Genomic DNA, 16,640 nt, shown 5'->3' on the forward strand with positions numbered 1-16,640 from the left:
TCGTTGAAAACATCTCCGTAAACTTATGACTGCCGACCTTATCGCTGGATTCTTGTCTGGGGCCATATTGATCTTCGCCATTGGCGCCCAAAATTCGTTTGTTTTACGCCAAGGGATTCGACGGGAACATGTATTGCCCATCGTGCTTGTGTGCAGCAGTGTGGATGCATTTCTGATTGCAGCAGGTATCGCTGGACTTGGCGCGCTGATCGAGTCGGTGCCAGTTGTCGTCGATATTGCTCGTTATGGTGGGGCTGCTTTCTTGTTTGCGTATGGGATAGTCGCCGCACGACGGGCATGGCAGCCTCACCAGCTCAAGGTGGACCCTGGGATCGGCTCATCATTGGGAACTGCCGTGGCGACATGCCTTGCCTTCACGCTGCTGAACCCGCTCGTCTATCTCGACACGGTGATTCTGCTAGGTTCGTTAGCCAATCAGCGGGCAGGAAGTGGGCGTTGGGTATTTTGGGGAGGGTCAGCCACTGCCAGCTTTGCATGGTTCTTCGCTCTAGGCTATGGAGCGCGTGTTTTTGGCCCCCTATTCAGCAAACCCATTGCATGGCGTGTGTTGGACTCCCTAACTAGCACAATCATGGCTGGGCTTGGATTGACCTTGCTTGCGGCGCGCTGAAATATTGCGTTCGCCAATCCGCGTATGGCGGCCATACGGTGAAACGTGACACATCCGTTTTCTCGGGTCGGAAGCACTCAGTCGCCCCAGAAACATGAATGGCTCCAATCGGTCTTGAGCGGCCCGATCGCTCTTGCAAGCTACGCGCCCAGCGGCTGAAGCCCATCCTGCCCATCAGGCTTCTTGCGCTCGATTATAATTCGCTTTCTACTGCGCCCCATGAAACCCTCTTCGTTCAACACGCTCCTTATTGTTTCCGCCGCCCTTGCCGCGCTGATCGGTCTGCCGGTGGCGAGCGTGCTGACGAACATTTTTAGTGGTGGCACCGGCGGTACCTGGCAGCATCTGGCGTCCACCGTCCTGCCGGAATACCTTGGCGCCACACTCTGGCTGTGTCTGGGTGTCGGCTTGGGAGTGATCGTCCTGGGTGTGGCGACGGCCTGGCTGACCACGATGCACGATTTTCCCGGGCGGCGGATTTTCGAATGGGCGCTGGTCTTGCCGCTGGCCGTGCCGGCCTATGTGCTGGCTTACGTCTACACCGATTTTTTGCAATTCGTGGGCCCGCTGCAAAGCGGCTTGCGTGAGACTTTTGGCTGGAGCCGGGCTGACTACTGGTTTCCCGATGTGCGCAGTCTGGGCGGCGCGGTGACGATGTTTGTTTTCGTGTTTTATCCCTACGTCTATCTGCTTGTCCGAACGGCCTTCATCGAACGCGCCAGCGGCATGCAGGAAGCCGCGCGCACACTCGGGCTCGGGCCGTGGCGCAGTTTTTTCCGTGTATCGCTACCGCTGGCGCGGCCGGCAGTGGTGGCCGGCGCAACGCTGGCCTTGATGGAGACCCTGGCTGATTACGGCACGGTGTCCTACTTCGGTGTGCAGACTTTTACCACCGGTATTTATCGCGCCTGGTTTTCCCTTGGCGACAGGGTTGCGGCAGCGCAACTGGCAGCCTCGCTGCTCGGCTTTGTTGTCGCCTTGCTGCTGATCGAGCAGTTTTCTCGTGGCCGGGCCCGGTTCAACAACACCACCGGGCGCAATCGTCCGCAAGCCGGCCGTCGGCTGAAGGGCGGTTACGCCGCAAGTGCCTTCGCTCTATGCGCCATTCCACTGTCGATCGGATTCCTGTTGCCGGCGGGCCTGCTGCTGCGGCTGGCGTTGACTGGGGGGGATGCGCAGTTCGGCGATCATTTTCTTGTCCTGGCCAGGAATAGCTTCGTTCTGGCCGGGCTGACGGCCGGGCTGGCAGTGGCTTTGGCCTTGTTGCTCGCTTACGCCGCGCGCCTGTCGAAAGGCCCGCTTGCCCGCTCGCTCAATCGCCTGGTTGGCCTTGGCTATGCCGTTCCCGGTTCGGTAATTGCTGTCGGTGTACTGATTCCGGTGGCATGGCTGGATAACTGGCTGGCCGGGCAATGGGAAGCATGCTTCGGCAGCAATCCCGGGCTGCTTCTTACGGGCGGCATTGCGGCGCTGATCTATGCTTACCTGGTGCGTTTTCTGGCCGTTGCGTTGCAGTCGGTGAGCTCGAGTCTGCTCAAGGTGACGCCGAACATGGACGAAGCGGCGCGCAGTCTCGGCGCGAATCAGGGCCAGACTTTGCGCCGCGTACACCTGCCCATTCTGCGCGGCAGTCTGTTCACCGCCGGGCTGCTGGTGTTCGTGGACGTCATGAAAGAGCTGCCGGCAACGCTGGTGATGCGCCCCTTTAACTTCGACACACTGGCCACTCAGGCCTATACCCTGGCCTCCGACGAGCGTCTGGCCGAAGCCTCGACCGCTTCGCTGGCGATTGTTGCCGTTGGGCTGCTGCCGCTTGTCGTTCTGTCAAGGCAGATTGCGCAGCGGCGGCAAGTCTGATTTACCGATAGCCCACACGATCAAAGATGATCTGGGCTTTGCTGCGATACATCGCCAGCGAGCCGACCGGCAGCGCGTCAGTCTTGAATCTGCCAAGCTTGTCCAGCGCGGGGTTGGCGACCTTGACGCTGGCGACGGCTGGCCATTCGTTGTTACCGTCGGCAAAGTAACGTTGCGCTTCGTCGCTGGCCAGATACTCAAGGAATTTGACCGCGGCTTCCTTGTGCGGCGCGTATTTGAGCATGCCACCCCCCGAGACGTTGATGTGCGTGCCGTAGCCTTTTTGATCCGGCCAGACGATACCGACCTTATCCATGACCTTCTTGTCTTCGGCTTTGTCCGAACGCATCAGGCGCGCTACGTAATAGGTATTGGAAATCGTTACGCCGCATTCGCCAGCCGCCACCGCCTTGATCTGGTCGGTGTCGCCGCCCTTGGGTGCGCGCGCAAAGTTGGCAACGACACCTCTGGCCCATTCTTCCGCCCTGGCCTCACCCTGATGCGCGATGATAGCCGCCATCAAGGATAGATTGTAGGGGTGCGATCCGGACCGTGTACATACCATGCCTTTGAGCCTCGGGTCGGCCAGATCAGCATAGTTCTGAACGTCACCAACCTTGATCGAATCCTTGGCATAGACGATAACCCGGGCGCGTGTCGAGAAGGAAAACCAGTCTTCGGCACGCAGGTTGGCAGGAATTCGCGCTTCAAGAATTTTTGATTTGACCGGCGCAAAGAGCCCCATCTCATGGGCGTCCGCAAGCCGTGCTGCATCAACCGTGACCAGGATGTCGGCCGGGCTGTTGGCGCCTTCGTTCTTGATCCGTTCGAGCAATTCATCTTCCTTGCCTTCGATGCGATTGATCTTGATCCCGGTCTGTTTGGTAAAACCGGTATAGAGCGCTTCGTCGGTCTGGTAGTGGCGAGCGGAGTAGAGGTTCAGCACCTTTTCTTCCGCGCTGGCGCTGGCAGCCAATGCCAGACTCAGGAAGATGGCTGGAAAAGGGCGGAAACAAACAAAATTTGAAAACATGACATTCACTCCTGATTTTGTTAGATGAGAACTATTCTCAACGAAAAAGGAGTTTAGCGATTCATTGCCGTTCTGTAAATGAGAATATTTCTCAGGCGTTGGGCAATAAAAAAGGACGCAATTGCGTCCCTGGTTCGGGGTCCGACAGGCTGCTAGGGCTCTACGACACGGCGCGCTCCGTTGTATCGTTTGACCCAGTAGCCCTGGCTCATGTCCTCAACACGGACTTCGGAGCCGGTGCGTGGCGAGTGCATGAAGCGGTTGTCGCCCAGATAGATGCCGACATGGGAGAAGGCACGGCGCAGGGTGTTGAAGAAGACCAGATCGCCCGCTTTGAGTTCGTTCTTGTCGACGACGCTGCCTACTTCGCTCTGCTCCCTGGCGGTACGTGGCAGCAACATGCCGACTGCGTCTTTGAAGACAAGCTGAACAAAGCCGCTACAGTCCAGGCCGTTGTCAGGATCGGTGCCACCACGGCGATAGTTGATGCCGACCAGCTCCAGCCCCTTGAGAATCAGATCCTGGGCGCTGCTCGTATAGCGTTCGAAGAGCGAAGGTTCATCCAGGAGTTTTGGCTGCGGCTCGCTGGCGTGGGCCGCACAAAAGCCGGTCAGGGCGATTGCGGTGAGCAGGGTTATGATGGGTTTGTGACATGGCATGGGGGCGGAATCTAAGTGAAAAACGGTCGCTTGTAAACCTTTTAGCCGGGTTTTTCCTAATTTAGTTGTGTAACTACATGATTAATAATTGCTTTGTGATTTGTTGGTGAGTGCGGTATATAAGTAATGACTTCCTGATTTTGTGGGTATTATGCTTATAATCGCCCAACAGACGTTGATCCGGGCGGTTATTGCCGAGCCGTCAGAAAATTACAATCACAGCAAGAGGTGCTCATGGGGCCGTTCAAGGCGTATCTGATCGAAGAAGTGGACGGCAAGGCTCAGGCCGATTACGTCACCCTGGACGAATCGCAGCTCGATGCCGGCGAAGTGACGATCAAGGTTGCCTATTCCAGCGTCAACTATAAAGATGCGCTGGCGGCAACCGGTGCCGGCCGCATCATTCGTCGTTACCCCTGCGTTGGCGGAATTGATATGTCAGGGGTGGTCGAGCAAAGCACGGATGCGCGCTTCAAATCGGGTGATCCGGTGATCGCCAGCAGTTTTGATATTGGTGTCTCACATCATGGCGGGTATGCCGAGTTCGCGCGCATCCCGGCCGCCTGGGTGGTGCCGCTGCCGGCCGGCCTCTCGCTCCGCGAAGCCATGGCTCTGGGAACCGCGGGTTTTACCGCGGCGCTGGCGATTGTGCGCATGGAGGAGAATGGCCTGGCGCCGGCCAAAGGGCCGGTGATTGTCAACGGAGCAACCGGCGGGGTCGGCGGTCTGGCACTGGATATGTTGGCCAAACTGGGCTACCAGGTGACGGCGCTGACCAGCAAGGAGGCCGAGTTCGACTACCTCAAGCGCCTGGGTGCGGCGCAGGTCATGTTCCGTTCGGCGCTCGACCTGTCGCGCATAAGGCCGCTCGACAAGGCGCTGTGGGCTGGCGCAGTGGATAATCTTGGCGGTGACGTTCTGGCCTGGATGATCAGCACCATGAAACAGGGCGGGACGATTGCCAGCATCGGCATGGCAGCGAGCTCGTCGCTCAACACCACAGTCATGCCCTTTATTTTGCGTGGCGCGTCACTGCTTGGCATTGATTCCGGATACATTGGCGAACCGTACCGTAGCACCATCTGGCAGCGTTTGAGTGGCGATCTGCGACCGCCTCACTTGCTGGAAATGACGCGCAGAATCAGTTTTGACGAACTGCCAGGCGTTTTTGATGCCTATCTGGTAGGCAAGGCTCACGGGCGCGTTGTTGTTGAAGTGGCCGGGGGATGAATGGCAACCGAATGCATAGTGCACGCTTAACCGTGATTGAGAACTGAACCAGGCATGGAAACTCCGACCCAGTTGTCTCGCATATTGATTGTTGATGAATCGCGTATTGCACGCGCGATGCTCGTCAAGCATCTTCGTGACCGTTTTGAATGCCGCGAGGAGGCGGATGGCGAGGCGGCTTGGCAGGTGCTGGTTCTGGATCATTCCATTCAATTGGTGATTTGTTCGCTGTCGCTGCCGGTACTCGACGGCAATGATTTTCTGATTCGCGTGCGCGCCTCCCGACTGCCGCGTCTTTACCAGATGCCGATGCTGATGATTGCCGGTGACGATGATGAAGCGCTTGAACGTGCCAAGACGCATGGCGCGTCGGACTTCATTAGCCGCAGTACGGGCGCCGCCGAACTGCTTGGGCGCATCGATTCGCTGCTCAAACTCGCCCATGCACAAAATCTGCTCAAGGATAACCTCGAACAAAACGTGCAGAATGCGGAAACAGGCTTATTTACCCGCAAGTATATTGAGGCGCAGGCGGATCAGGCGGTGTCGCACGCCTTGCGCCACGAGAGTGAAATCAGCGTCATCGTGATGGGTTTCGATAACATCAGCGTTTTGCGCGAAGAGCATGGTGTTGACGTGGTGAAACAGTTGCAACAGCGTTTTACCGCCATGCTGGCCAGCAAAATCCGCAAGGAAGACAGCCTGGGGCACTTTGCCGGCAGCCAGTTGATTGTTGTCTCGCCGGGGACGCCGTATCCCGCCTGCGAATCGTTTGGCAATCGCCTGCGCGAGGCCATTCATGTCGCCAACATCATCGTCCACGGGCAGCGTTTGAATTTGTCGGTGAGTGTCGGTGTCAGCAATATCCCGATCGATACTGTGGCCTCGGGTGGTGCACTGATTGAACTGGCCGGGGCCCGGCTGAAGGCGGCGCAGCAATCGGGGGGCAACCGGGTTATTTCCTGTCGTGTGCAGCCTTCGCGGGCGACAGTTGTCCCGAGAATTGATCATGCCATTGCCTTGATCCAATCGGGGCACGAGAATGAAGTGGTGCCGCATTTGGCCAAGCTGGGTAAACAGATACTGCCGCTCTTGAAATTGTTGGAGCGGAGATTGAAGTTGGGCCTGCACATGGCTGATATTGAGCAGTGCTTGCTTGATCTAACGCAGGATGAGGAAGACGATGGGCAGGGTTAATTCCCCAAGGTAATCAGTATCAGCGACCAGGAAAATTTATGACATCAATCAAAGCGTTTCACCAACTTTCCATCGACAACCCCGATGTGTTCTGGGCAGAGGAAGCCAAGTTGATTGACTGGCACAAGCCCTTTACAAAAACGCTCGACTTTTCACGCCCCCCATTTGCCAAGTGGTTTGTCGGTGGCGAAACCAATCTTTGTTATAACGCGGTCGATCGCCATGCCGCCAAACGCCCGAATGACAGGGCGATGGTCTTCATCTCGACCGAGACCGATACCGAAATCGTCTATTCTTTTGCCGAATTGAAGCAGGAAGTCATGCGTATGGCGGCAGCCATGCAGAGTCTGGGTGTTGGCCAGGGCGATCGCGTGCTGATCTACATGCCGATGATTCCCGAGGCCACTTTTGCGATGCTCGCCTGTGCCCGCATTGGTGCAATTCACTCGGTGGTGTTCGGTGGTTTTGCTTCAGGTTCGTTGGCCACGCGCATTGATGACGCCACACCCAAGCTGATCGTTTCTGCCGATGCCGGCATGCGCGGCGGCAAGGCTGTTCCCTACAAGCATCTGCTTGACGATGCCATAACCCTGGCCAAGCACAAGCCAGCCAAGGTATTGATGGTTGATCGCGGACTCGACAAGGAATTTCAAAAAATCGCCGGTCGCGACGTCGACTATGCGACCTTGCGCACCCAGTTCATGGACACCGAGGTGCCGGTGACCTGGCTTGAGTCTTCGGAGCCTTCGTACATCCTGTACACCTCGGGAACGACTGGCAAGCCGAAAGGTGTGCAGCGCGACACCGGCGGCTATGCCGTGGCGCTGGCCGCGTCGATGAAGCACATCTATTGCGGCGGCGTTGGTGAAACAATGTTCTCGACATCGGATATCGGCTGGGTGGTCGGGCATTCCTATATTGTTTATGGTCCGCTGATTGCCGGCATGTGCACCATCATGTACGAGGGAACGCCGTTGCGCCCTGACCCTGGCATCTGGTGGCAGATCGTCGAAAAATACAAGGTCAACGTGATGTTCTCGGCACCGACCGCTGCGCGTGTCCTCAAGAAACACGATACGGCGTATATGCACAAGTACGATTTGTCGAGCCTGAAACACCTGTTCCTTGCCGGCGAACCCCTCGATCAACCGACACACGAGTGGATCATGGGCGAACTCAAGCTGCCGGTGATCGACAACTACTGGCAGACTGAAACCGGCTGGCCGATCCTGGCCGCCATGCCCGGCATCGAAAAAACCGAGATCCGCTTTGGCACGCCGAGTTTCCCGGTTTATGGCTACGACCTGCGGATTTTTCGCGAAGACGGCACGGTCTGCGATGCAGACGAGAAAGGCATCGTCGGCATCGTTCCGCCGCTGCCTCCGGGTTGCCTGTCGACGGTTTGGGGCGACGACGAGCGCTTTGTTTCAACCTATTTTTCGTTGTTCCGGGAGCCGCAGGTCTACTCCTCGTTCGACTGGGGCATCAAGGACAAGGATGGGTATCACTACATTCTTGGCCGTACCGACGACGTGATCAATGTTGCCGGTCACCGCCTCGGAACACGTGAGATCGAGGAGGCGATACAGGGGCATCCAGCGATTGCCGAGGTAGCCGTGGTTGGTGTTGCCGACCAGTTGAAGGGTCAGATGCCGATGGCATTCGCTGTCGTCAAGGACGCGGCCAGCATAGCCACGCCCGAAAAACGCCTGGCGCTGGAGAAGGCCGTGCTCAAGCAGGTTGATGACAGTCTGGGCGCCATTGCTCGTCCGAGTCGCGTGCACTTCCTGACGGTGCTGCCGAAGACCCGTTCCGGCAAGTTGCTTCGTCGTTCCATCCAGGCGCTGGCGGAAGGACGCGATCCGGGCGACCTGACGACTATCGAAGACCCGGCGGCGCTCGAACAGCTCCAGCAGGCGCTGGGTTTCAAGGCGCCAAGTTAGTCAAAAAAAGGGCGAACCACCAAGTCACCAAGGCACCAAGGGGCACCAAGGAAAACCTGGTTGGCTTATTGTCTTCTTGGTGAATCTTGGTGTCTTGGTGACTTGGTGGTGAGGCTCTTGCTTTTGCCCTTTAACTGAAAACCATTGATTCTCAAGTGCTTAGTCCGCTATAATGCCCGGCTTTTCCACCTTGCTCCACCGTTCGCATGGCGGGGGGCTTTAACCATGAGGAGTGTTCATGCGCCATTATGAAATTGTTTTTATTGTCCATCCGGATCAGAGTGAACAGGTCCCGGCCATGGTCGAGCGTTACAAGGCGCTCATCGCCACGCACGGCGGTCAGGTTCACCGCCTCGAAGATTGGGGGCGTCGTCAGCTTGCTTACCCGATCCAAAAATTGCACAAGGCCCACTACGTGCTGATGAACATTGAGTGCAACGGCGAGACTCTGGCTGAACTTGAGCACGGCTTCAAATTCAACGATGCTGTTCTTCGGCACCTGACCATTAAGATGAAGCGGGCTATGACCGATCCGTCGCCGATGATGAAGGAAGAGAAGTCCAAGTCGATGATGGAAGTCCGGGAGGACGCTGCGGCTGACGTTGACGCCGAGTTCGAGCCGGCAGCCTGACTATTGAGGCTCAGCTGAACCGCGTTGAACTGACCGGAGTCCTGATCGAGCGCAAGGCGCTGCGTTTCACACCGGCTGCGGTGCCGGTAACGGAATGTGTGATTGGGCACCAGTCGGAGCAGCTTGAAGCGGGTAGTGCCCGGCGTGTCGAGTGTGAAATCCAGGCCATTGGTCTGGGTGAGGCGGCCAGGTGGCTACAAGCGGCAACGCCGGGAGTGCTGGTTCATCTGACCGGCTTCCTCGCCGCCAGGAGTCAGAACAGCAAACAGCTAAGATTGCATGTAACCACGATCGAATTTGTAGAAGGAAATAAAAATGGGTAGGTTTTTCAAGAAGAAGGATGACAAGAACGTCAAGAAACGTGGCAGTGGCCTGTTCAAGCGCCGCAAGTTCTGCCGCTTCAGTTTAGAGAAGATGGAAGGCATCGATTACAAGGATGTCGACCTGTTCAAGGAATACATTGCTGAGAATGCCAAGATCATGCCGGCGCGTCTGACCGGCACCAAGGCCGGCTATCAGCGTCTGCTCTCGGTGGCCATCAAGCGTGCGCGCTTCCTGGCGTTGCTGCCCTACACCGACAACCACCAATAATCGAGGACGAGACGATGCAAATTATTCTGATGGAGAAGGTCGTCAACCTCGGGAACCTCGGCGATCTGGTCAAGGTCAAGGCGGGCTATGCCCGCAATTTCCTGATTCCGCACGGCAAGGCCAAGCGCGCCACCCCCGTGGCGATGAAGGAATTCGAAGGCCGGCGTGCCGAATTCGAGAAGGCTGCTGCCGAAAAACTGGTGGCTGCCCAGGCTCTTGCCGAGAAGCTGGCTGGCGTGCTGGTTACCGTCGCCCGCAAGGCGGGGGTGGATGGTCGTCTGTTTGGATCAGTGACCAACCATGACATCGCCGATGGCCTCAGGGCGCTCGGTTTTGATATCGAGAAATCCGACATCCGGATGCCGGTGGGTCCGCTCAAGACCGTCGGCGAGTCCTCACTGGCAGTTGCGCTGCACACCGATGTTCTGGCAACGATCAAGGTGGCCGTGGTTGGTGAGCAGTAAGCACTTGAAGTAAAGCGGTTTTCCGGAGCCTATAAAAAAGCCTTGCACCAGTGCAAGGCTTTTTTCATTTTTGGGCGGCGGGATAAGCATGGCTCAGGGTAAACTCACTGCCTGACTCGTTTCCTGCACCGGAATTTTCATGGTCAAGCCGTTCAATTTTTCTAATTCTCAGAAATCGCAGATCGACCCGGCGATTGCTCAACTACGTATTCCGCCGCACTCAATCGAGGCCGAACAGTCGGTGCTTGGCGGTTTGCTGCTCGACAACGCGGCCTTCGACAAGATCGCCGATCTGGTTGGCGAGGGCGATTTCTATCGCGACGAACACAAGCGCATCTACCGGCAGATCAGCAAGCTGCTCGAACGGAGCAAGCCGGTCGATGTGGTCACCGTCGCCGAAAGTCTCGATCTGGCCGGTGAGGGCAGTGAAACCGGAGGGCTCGCCTACCTGGGGGAACTGGCCGCCAATACTCCGTCGGCGGCGAATATCCGGCGCTACGCCGAGATTGTTCGCGAACGCGCTGTTTTGCGCCAACTGGTCACCGCCGGCGACGAGATTGCCGGTAGCGCGCTTAACCCACTCGGCCGCGATCCAAAGCAACTGCTTGACGAGGCCGAGGCCAAAGTCTTTGCCATTGCTGAGGGCGGTTTTCGGCACCAGACCGGTTTTCAACACATCAATCCGCTGCTCACCCAGGTTGTCGAGCGCATCCAGGAACTGCACGACCGCGACAACCCCTCGGACATTACCGGGGTGCCTACCGGCTACCACGACCTTGACGCCAAAACCTCGGGTCTGCAGCCGGGCGATTTGCTGATCATTGCTGGCCGCCCGTCGATGGGTAAGACTTCGCTGGCGCTCAATATGGCCGAGCACGTCGCGGTAGAAGTCGGCTTGCCGGTGGCCATCTTTTCGATGGAAATGGGCGGCACCCAACTGGCCATGCGCATGCTCTCATCGGTCGGCCGGCTCGACGCGCACCGGGTACGTACGGGTCGCCTCAACGACGATGAGTGGTCGCGGCTATCGTTCGCCCTGGGCAAGATGCATGAAGCGCCGCTTTATATCGACGAAACACCGGCGCTCAACCCGATTGACTTGCGTGCCCGCGCGCGACGCCTGCACCGGCAGTGCGGCAAGCTCGGACTGATCGTCATCGACTACCTGCAACTGATGTCGACCACCGGCCATGGCGAAAACCGGGCGACCGAGATTTCGGAAATCTCACGCTCGTTGAAGAGCCTGGCCAAGGAGCTCAATGTGCCGGTGATCGCGCTTTCGCAGCTCAACCGCTCACTTGAACAGCGGCCGAACAAGCGCCCGGTGATGTCCGACCTGCGCGAGTCGGGCGCCATCGAGCAGGATGCCGACGTGATCATGTTCATCTACCGCGACGAAGTGTATAACCCCGACACCCCCGACAAGGGCAGCGCCGAAATCATCATCGGCAAGCAGCGTAACGGCCCGATCGGCATGGTTCGCCTGACCTTCGTCGGCGAATTCACCCGCTTCGAGAATTTCGCCAGCCCCGGGTCGTATTGAGCAAGCAGGAACTGACTTAGTGTGGCAAGACTTCGATTTCCCTAGGGTAATTTAACAGTGAACATCCGCGCCCAGCTTTTGTTCTTGATCCTGTTCGCGACGCTCATCCCTGCGCTGGTGGCCGGGGTGCAGTTTCTCGAACGCCGCGACGCCGAGATTGCGGACGCGCGCCAAGACCTGGAAGCTTCAGCGCAGCAGATTGCGGTGGAACTCAATGGTCTAATCCGGTCTACGGCCCAACTTCATTTCGGATTGTCTCGCGCACCTGAACTCGATACACAAAATCGGGCGGACTGCTCCAATTTTCTGGCCGATGTGCTTAACGAATATCCTCAATACACCGGCATACTTACCATAAAGCCAAGCGGCGATTTGTTTTGCGATTCGCTGCGCAGCGGCAGGAAAATCAACCTTACCGACCGGCGTTATTTCCAGGACGCGCTCAAGTCCGGGAAGCCGCTTTCCGTCGAACCGGCCTTTGGCCGGCTGACGGGCAACGCGGTGCTGCAGATCGCCTACGCTGTCCGGCACAAAACAGACGAATTGAAGTTCGTTCTGCTTGCATCGCTGGACCTGGAAAAGATTATGCGATCGCGTTCGCGAACCCTGCCAAGGAATAAAGTGGTGATAGCACTTGCGGACGACAAGGGCGTCGTTCTCACGTGGCATCCTGACGGAGAAAAACTGCGCGGCAAGTCCATAGCGGATTTGCCGTTGTTTCGATTTGCCCAGTGGTACCCAGTAGAGGAGGGACGAGAGGATATCGAGTTCGGCGGTGTGTCACGGATATGGGCGGTCAGTACATTGCCCGATTTTCCGGCAGTGGGGCTGCACGTTCTGGTTGGGGTATCCAAGCATGATCTGCTTGCTGCCGCGAATCAAAATATGATTGAGGCACTGGAGATTCTGTTTATTGTCTGTCTGCTGGTATTTTCCGGTGCTTGGATACTGGCGAGCAGAGTTATGAATCGCGAGTTGGCCGAGGGGCGACGCATTCGCGAACTCAATGAAAAATTGGAACAAAGAGTGCTAGAACGCACGGTCGGATTGGAGGCTGTCAACCAGGAGTTGAATCGAGAAATTACCGAGCGCAGTCGCGCTGAAGCTGAACTTCGCATCGCTGCCATTGCCTTCGATTCTCAGGAGGGAATGATGGTTACCGATGCCGACGGTGTGATCCTCCGAGTCAATCGGGCTTTCACCGAAGACACCGGTTATCCGGCCGAAGAAGTGGTCGGCCAGACGCGCGCTATGTTCCGGTCAGGGCGTCAGGACATCGCCTTGGACGACGAAATGTGGGAGACCGTCCAGCGCGCTGGATCATGGCAAGGTGAGGCGTGGAAGCGGCGCAAGAATGGCGAGATTTTTCCTGTCTGGCTCACCATGTCCGCAGTCAGAGGGAATGGTGGTTCCGTCACCCATTATGTCGGAACGCACATCGATATCACGCAACGTAAGGCAGTGGAAGATCAGTTGCACAAGCTCGCTTTTTACGACCCGCTGACCCAGTTACCCAACCGCCGCTTACTTCTGGACCGCTTGGGTCACGCTTTGGCCGGCAGGGAGCGCAGCCTGAACCAGGGCGCGATTATGTTCATCGATCTGGACAATTTTAAGACTTTGAATGACACACAAGGCCATGATGTGGGCGACCGCTTGCTCGTTGAGGCGGGGAAGCGCCTGCAATCCTCGGTTCGTCAGGGCGACACGGTGGCGCGGCTTGGTGGCGATGAATTTGTGGTGATGCTAGAAGAACTCGCAGCAGACAGTCTGCTCGTTGCGCAGGTCAAGGGAATGGCCGAGAAGATTCTCGGGGTGCTTGCCTTGCCGTACCAGATTGAACTCCAAACGGAATTTGGCAAGCACACCACTTTGAATTATCAATGCACGGCGAGCATCGGCGTCACGCTTTTTGGGACGCGCGGTGAGAATGTCGATGAGTTGCTCAAACAGGCTGATCTTGCCATGTATCAGGCGAAGGACTCCGGACGCAACACCATTCGATTCTTCGATCCTGACATGCAGGCCACCATAACAAGCCGCGTTGCTCTGGAGGCTGATCTTCGTAATGCTGTCGAAATGGGGCAATTTCAACTCTATTATCAGCCGCAGGTGCTAGATGAAGGTCAGTGCCTGGTAGGCGCCGAAGCCTTGGTTCGATGGTGTCATCCACAGCGCGGCATAGTGTCTCCTGGCGAGTTTATTTCTCTGGCCGAAGAGACTGGGCTGATCCTGCCTTTGGGCCTCTGGGTGCTTGAAACCGCGTGCATTCAATTGGCGACTTGGGGGAGACAGTCGGACATGGCCCATCTCACAATCGCAGTCAATGTAAGTGCCCACCAATTACACCAGACTAACTTCGTTAATCAGGTGCTTGAGGTGCTTGCCAAGACCGGTGCGAATCCGCAGAGACTCAAGCTGGAACTGACCGAGAGCATGCTGGTCAGAAATATTGAGGACTTCATAAGCAAGATGGCCTTGCTTAAGTCCATGGGCGTGGGCTTTTCTCTGGATGACTTTGGCACGGGCTATTCGTCGTTGTCATACTTGAAGCGCCTGCCGCTTGATCAATTGAAGATTGATCAGTCATTCGTCAGGGATGTGCTCACCGATTCCGATGATGCCGCAATAGCAAAGATGATCGTTGCGCTGGCCGATAGCCTTAGATTGACGGTAATCGCCGAGGGCGTTGAAACCGAAGAGCAACGCTTGTTTCTCGTAGAAAGCGGCTGCCACGCCTATCAAGGTTATCTGTTCAGCAAACCGTTGCCATTGACCGCTTTTGAAGACTATGCGCGAAGGGTGCAGGACAAATGTCCGCCAATACCACAAACGATTTCCTGAGTCTCGTTTAACCCTTCTGTGATCCAGGGCATCGGCTATAATCGCCCGGTTGCACTCTGAATATTCGATAAAGCGGTCCTTATGTACTCGGGGCTGCCTCCCGCCAGTACAGGAAACATGGATGACGTCACGAATCAAGTTTTCACCTATTGTGCTAGCGTGCCTTGCCTGTGTCGTTTTTCTGCTGTCGGGCTGCGCGACTGTGACGCAGGAAACTGATCCTCCGCTGTTGCTGTCCCGCTCACATTTTCTCAAAGATGAATCAACACCGTCTGCAGACAACGTAAAACTCGCTGGTCAGCCTGCGCTAGGTAATGCTAATGTCAAGCTCGGGCCAGCACGAGAAAGCGAGTTAAGGTCGCCGGTGAACCTTCCGATAGTTGAAATCCCTACGATATACCAGCTACCGCTGACCATTGATTTGACCCACGAAACCGACGATCTGTTGCAGCGCATACGCAACGGTTTTTCGATGCCCGACATCAACAACGATCTTGTCCTCTATCACCAGCAGTGGTTTCTCAACCGACCGGACTACCTGCGCCGCATGGTCGAGCGTAGCAGCCGCTACCTGCATTATGTTGTTGAAGAACTCGATAAACGTGGCATGCCGATGGAGATTGCCTTGCTGCCGATGGTCGAGAGTGCCTACAACCCGATGGCCTATTCGCGCGCCAAGGCGTCGGGTCTGTGGCAGTTTATCCCGTCCACTGGCAAGCGCTACAACCTTGACCAAAACTGGTGGAAGGACGACAGGCGCGACATCGTTGCGTCGACCGTCGCCGCACTCGACTATCTGCAGTCGATCTACGAATTGCACGGTGACTGGCATCTGGCGCTGGCCTCTTATAACTGGGGCGAGGGCGCCGTTGGTCGGGCGATCAACAAAAACAGGGCTCTGGGTTTGCCGACGGATTACCAGAGCCTGACCATGCCCGGCGAAACGAAAAACTACGTCCCCAAGCTGCAAGCCTTGAAGAACATCTTCAGCAGTCCGGCGCTGCTCGCTGAACTCAATCTGCTGAAAATTCCCAACCGCGCCTATTTTGGCACCGTGACCAAAACCGCCAACATCGACGTTAAGGTCGCCGCCAAACTCGCCGGCATGCCGGTACAGGATTTCGTTGCGCTCAACCCGTCGCATAACCGGCCGGTCATTAAGTCCGATTCAGCGATGGTGATCCCGGCAGACAAGATGGACGCCTTCATGAACAATCTCGAAGCTCATGAAGGCAGCAACAAACCGCTGTCCTCGTGGCAGGCTTACACCATGCGGCCGGGCGACAAGCTGGAAAAAATCGCTCCGCGCTTCGGCATGACGGTCGCCAATCTGAAGGAGGCCAACGGCATCAAGGGGCGCATCAAAGTCAGCCCCGGCTTTACCCTGTTGGTCGCTGCGCATGGTGGTGCAGATTCGGCGACCATGGCCCCTCTGCCCGAACAGCCGCGTCTTCCCGTCGCCGACCCGGAAGCCCGAAGCAGCACTCGTTCACACACGGTGCGCAAGGGTGAAACACTGCCGCTGATCGCCAGGCGCTACAGCACCACCGTCGCCGAGCTAAAGCGCATCAACCATCTGCGCAGCGACAAGATCGCCGTGGGCCGCCGACTGACGCTGGCTGAAGCGGGCAGGCCGACACTTGGCCAAAAGAAAGCGCCGAGAATAACCCACTACACCATTCGTCGCGGTGACACCCTGTCCTCAATTGCCAAACGCTTTAAGGTCGGCAAGGACGATCTGCTGCGCTGGAACCGCATCTCGCCCAACGCCTTGATACCAGGCAAGACCTTGACCATCCAAGTGGCGCAGAATCCCTAGTCTTACTGTGTTAAGTTATCTCAAATCCTGCCGATAAGGAGGTATTCCATGTTGGCGGGAGGAAGTAATGGGAAACGAGGCCGAGTTTGAGCGCTATCTTGAGCATCTGTGCGAGGTGTTGGGCCGTGCTGAGCGGAGTACCGGCTTGAAAGACTATTGCCGTGGGCTGATGTTGCCGATCGCGCGCAAGAGTGTCGA

Annotated in this window: 14 protein-coding genes; 12 read left to right on the plus strand and 2 right to left on the minus strand. The window is 57.0% G+C overall.

The window, feature by feature from the left end:
- Positions 1–25 precede the first annotated feature (25 nt).
- Positions 26–631 carry a LysE/ArgO family amino acid transporter gene (locus Q1J43_RS11165; protein ID WP_301102575.1) on the plus strand — a complete coding sequence of 202 codons (606 nt, stop codon included), beginning with the start codon at positions 26–28 and terminating at the stop codon, positions 629–631.
- Between the two features lie 219 nt (positions 632–850).
- Positions 851–2,488: an iron ABC transporter permease gene (locus tag Q1J43_RS11170; protein WP_301102576.1), complete on the plus strand. Its 1,638-nt coding sequence runs from the start codon at positions 851–853 to the stop codon at positions 2,486–2,488.
- Position 2,489: 1 nt separating this feature from the next.
- Here the strand turns inward: Q1J43_RS11170 and Q1J43_RS11175 are convergent, their stop codons facing one another.
- The gene (locus Q1J43_RS11175; protein WP_301102577.1) at positions 2,490–3,521 is read right to left on the minus strand and encodes a Fe(3+) ABC transporter substrate-binding protein; all 1,032 of its coding nucleotides are present in this window, start codon (positions 3,519–3,521) and stop codon (positions 2,490–2,492) included.
- Positions 3,522–3,673: 152 nt separating this feature from the next.
- Positions 3,674–4,180: a C40 family peptidase gene (locus tag Q1J43_RS11180; protein WP_301102578.1), complete on the minus strand. Its 507-nt coding sequence runs from the start codon at positions 4,178–4,180 to the stop codon at positions 3,674–3,676.
- Between the two features lie 234 nt (positions 4,181–4,414).
- Between Q1J43_RS11180 and Q1J43_RS11185 the strand changes: the two genes are divergently transcribed.
- The 10 genes from Q1J43_RS11185 to Q1J43_RS11230 all read left to right on the plus strand — a co-directional run bounded on the left by Q1J43_RS11185 (position 4,415) and on the right by Q1J43_RS11230 (position 16,442).
- The gene (locus Q1J43_RS11185) at positions 4,415–5,410 is read left to right on the plus strand and encodes an oxidoreductase (RefSeq protein ID WP_301102579.1); all 996 of its coding nucleotides are present in this window, start codon (positions 4,415–4,417) and stop codon (positions 5,408–5,410) included.
- A gap of 54 nt (positions 5,411–5,464) precedes the next feature.
- On the plus strand, positions 5,465–6,607 hold the full coding sequence (locus Q1J43_RS11190; RefSeq protein WP_301102580.1) for a diguanylate cyclase: 1,143 nt from the start codon (positions 5,465–5,467) through the stop codon (positions 6,605–6,607).
- 38 nt (positions 6,608–6,645) lie between these two features.
- On the plus strand, positions 6,646–8,550 hold the full coding sequence (locus Q1J43_RS11195) for a propionate--CoA ligase (RefSeq protein WP_301102581.1): 1,905 nt from the start codon (positions 6,646–6,648) through the stop codon (positions 8,548–8,550).
- Positions 8,551–8,788: 238 nt separating this feature from the next.
- Positions 8,789–9,181 carry a 30S ribosomal protein S6 gene (gene rpsF, locus Q1J43_RS11200; RefSeq protein WP_301102582.1) on the plus strand — a complete coding sequence of 131 codons (393 nt, stop codon included), beginning with the start codon at positions 8,789–8,791 and terminating at the stop codon, positions 9,179–9,181.
- 29 nt (positions 9,182–9,210) lie between these two features.
- Positions 9,211–9,504, plus strand: a complete 294-nt coding sequence (priB, locus tag Q1J43_RS11205) for a primosomal replication protein N (protein ID WP_366141887.1) — start codon at positions 9,211–9,213, stop codon at positions 9,502–9,504.
- Entirely contained in the window at positions 9,497–9,772 is a 276-nt protein-coding gene (gene rpsR / locus Q1J43_RS11210; RefSeq protein ID WP_301102583.1) for a 30S ribosomal protein S18, read from the plus strand. Before priB ends, rpsR begins: the two co-directional genes overlap by 8 nt.
- A 14-nt stretch (positions 9,773–9,786) precedes the next feature.
- Positions 9,787–10,236, plus strand: a complete 450-nt coding sequence (gene rplI, locus Q1J43_RS11215) for a 50S ribosomal protein L9 (RefSeq protein ID WP_301102584.1) — start codon at positions 9,787–9,789, stop codon at positions 10,234–10,236.
- A gap of 139 nt (positions 10,237–10,375) precedes the next feature.
- Entirely contained in the window at positions 10,376–11,779 is a 1,404-nt protein-coding gene (dnaB, locus tag Q1J43_RS11220; RefSeq protein ID WP_301102585.1) for a replicative DNA helicase, read from the plus strand.
- 57 nt (positions 11,780–11,836) lie between these two features.
- On the plus strand, positions 11,837–14,623 hold the full coding sequence (locus Q1J43_RS11225) for an EAL domain-containing protein (protein WP_301102586.1): 2,787 nt from the start codon (positions 11,837–11,839) through the stop codon (positions 14,621–14,623).
- A gap of 121 nt (positions 14,624–14,744) precedes the next feature.
- Positions 14,745–16,442, plus strand: coding sequence for a LysM peptidoglycan-binding domain-containing protein (locus Q1J43_RS11230; protein ID WP_301102587.1), 1,698 nt, complete (start codon positions 14,745–14,747; stop codon positions 16,440–16,442).
- Positions 16,443–16,640 lie beyond the last annotated feature (198 nt).

Origin of the sequence: Propionivibrio sp. (genome assembly GCF_029255185.1) — a bacterium.
Classification (GTDB): Bacteria; Pseudomonadota; Gammaproteobacteria; order Burkholderiales; family Rhodocyclaceae; genus Propionivibrio.

Coding starts and splice junctions, on each gene's coding strand:
- Q1J43_RS11190 (WP_301102580.1), top strand. CDS start 5,465: ATGGAAACTCCGACCCAGTTGTCTCGCATATTGATTGTTGATGAATCG.
- Q1J43_RS11185 (WP_301102579.1), top strand. CDS start 4,415: ATGGGGCCGTTCAAGGCGTATCTGATCGAAGAAGTGGACGGCAAGGCT.
- Q1J43_RS11165 (WP_301102575.1), top strand. CDS start 26: ATGACTGCCGACCTTATCGCTGGATTCTTGTCTGGGGCCATATTGATC.
- rpsF (WP_301102582.1), top strand. CDS start 8,789: ATGCGCCATTATGAAATTGTTTTTATTGTCCATCCGGATCAGAGTGAA.
- dnaB (WP_301102585.1), top strand. CDS start 10,376: ATGGTCAAGCCGTTCAATTTTTCTAATTCTCAGAAATCGCAGATCGAC.
- Q1J43_RS11230 (WP_301102587.1), top strand. CDS start 14,745: ATGACGTCACGAATCAAGTTTTCACCTATTGTGCTAGCGTGCCTTGCC.
- rplI (WP_301102584.1), top strand. CDS start 9,787: ATGCAAATTATTCTGATGGAGAAGGTCGTCAACCTCGGGAACCTCGGC.
- Q1J43_RS11170 (WP_301102576.1), top strand. CDS start 851: ATGAAACCCTCTTCGTTCAACACGCTCCTTATTGTTTCCGCCGCCCTT.
- Q1J43_RS11175 (WP_301102577.1), bottom strand. CDS start 3,521: ATGTTTTCAAATTTTGTTTGTTTCCGCCCTTTTCCAGCCATCTTCCTG.
- Q1J43_RS11195 (WP_301102581.1), top strand. CDS start 6,646: ATGACATCAATCAAAGCGTTTCACCAACTTTCCATCGACAACCCCGAT.
- rpsR (WP_301102583.1), top strand. CDS start 9,497: ATGGGTAGGTTTTTCAAGAAGAAGGATGACAAGAACGTCAAGAAACGT.
- Q1J43_RS11180 (WP_301102578.1), bottom strand. CDS start 4,180: ATGCCATGTCACAAACCCATCATAACCCTGCTCACCGCAATCGCCCTG.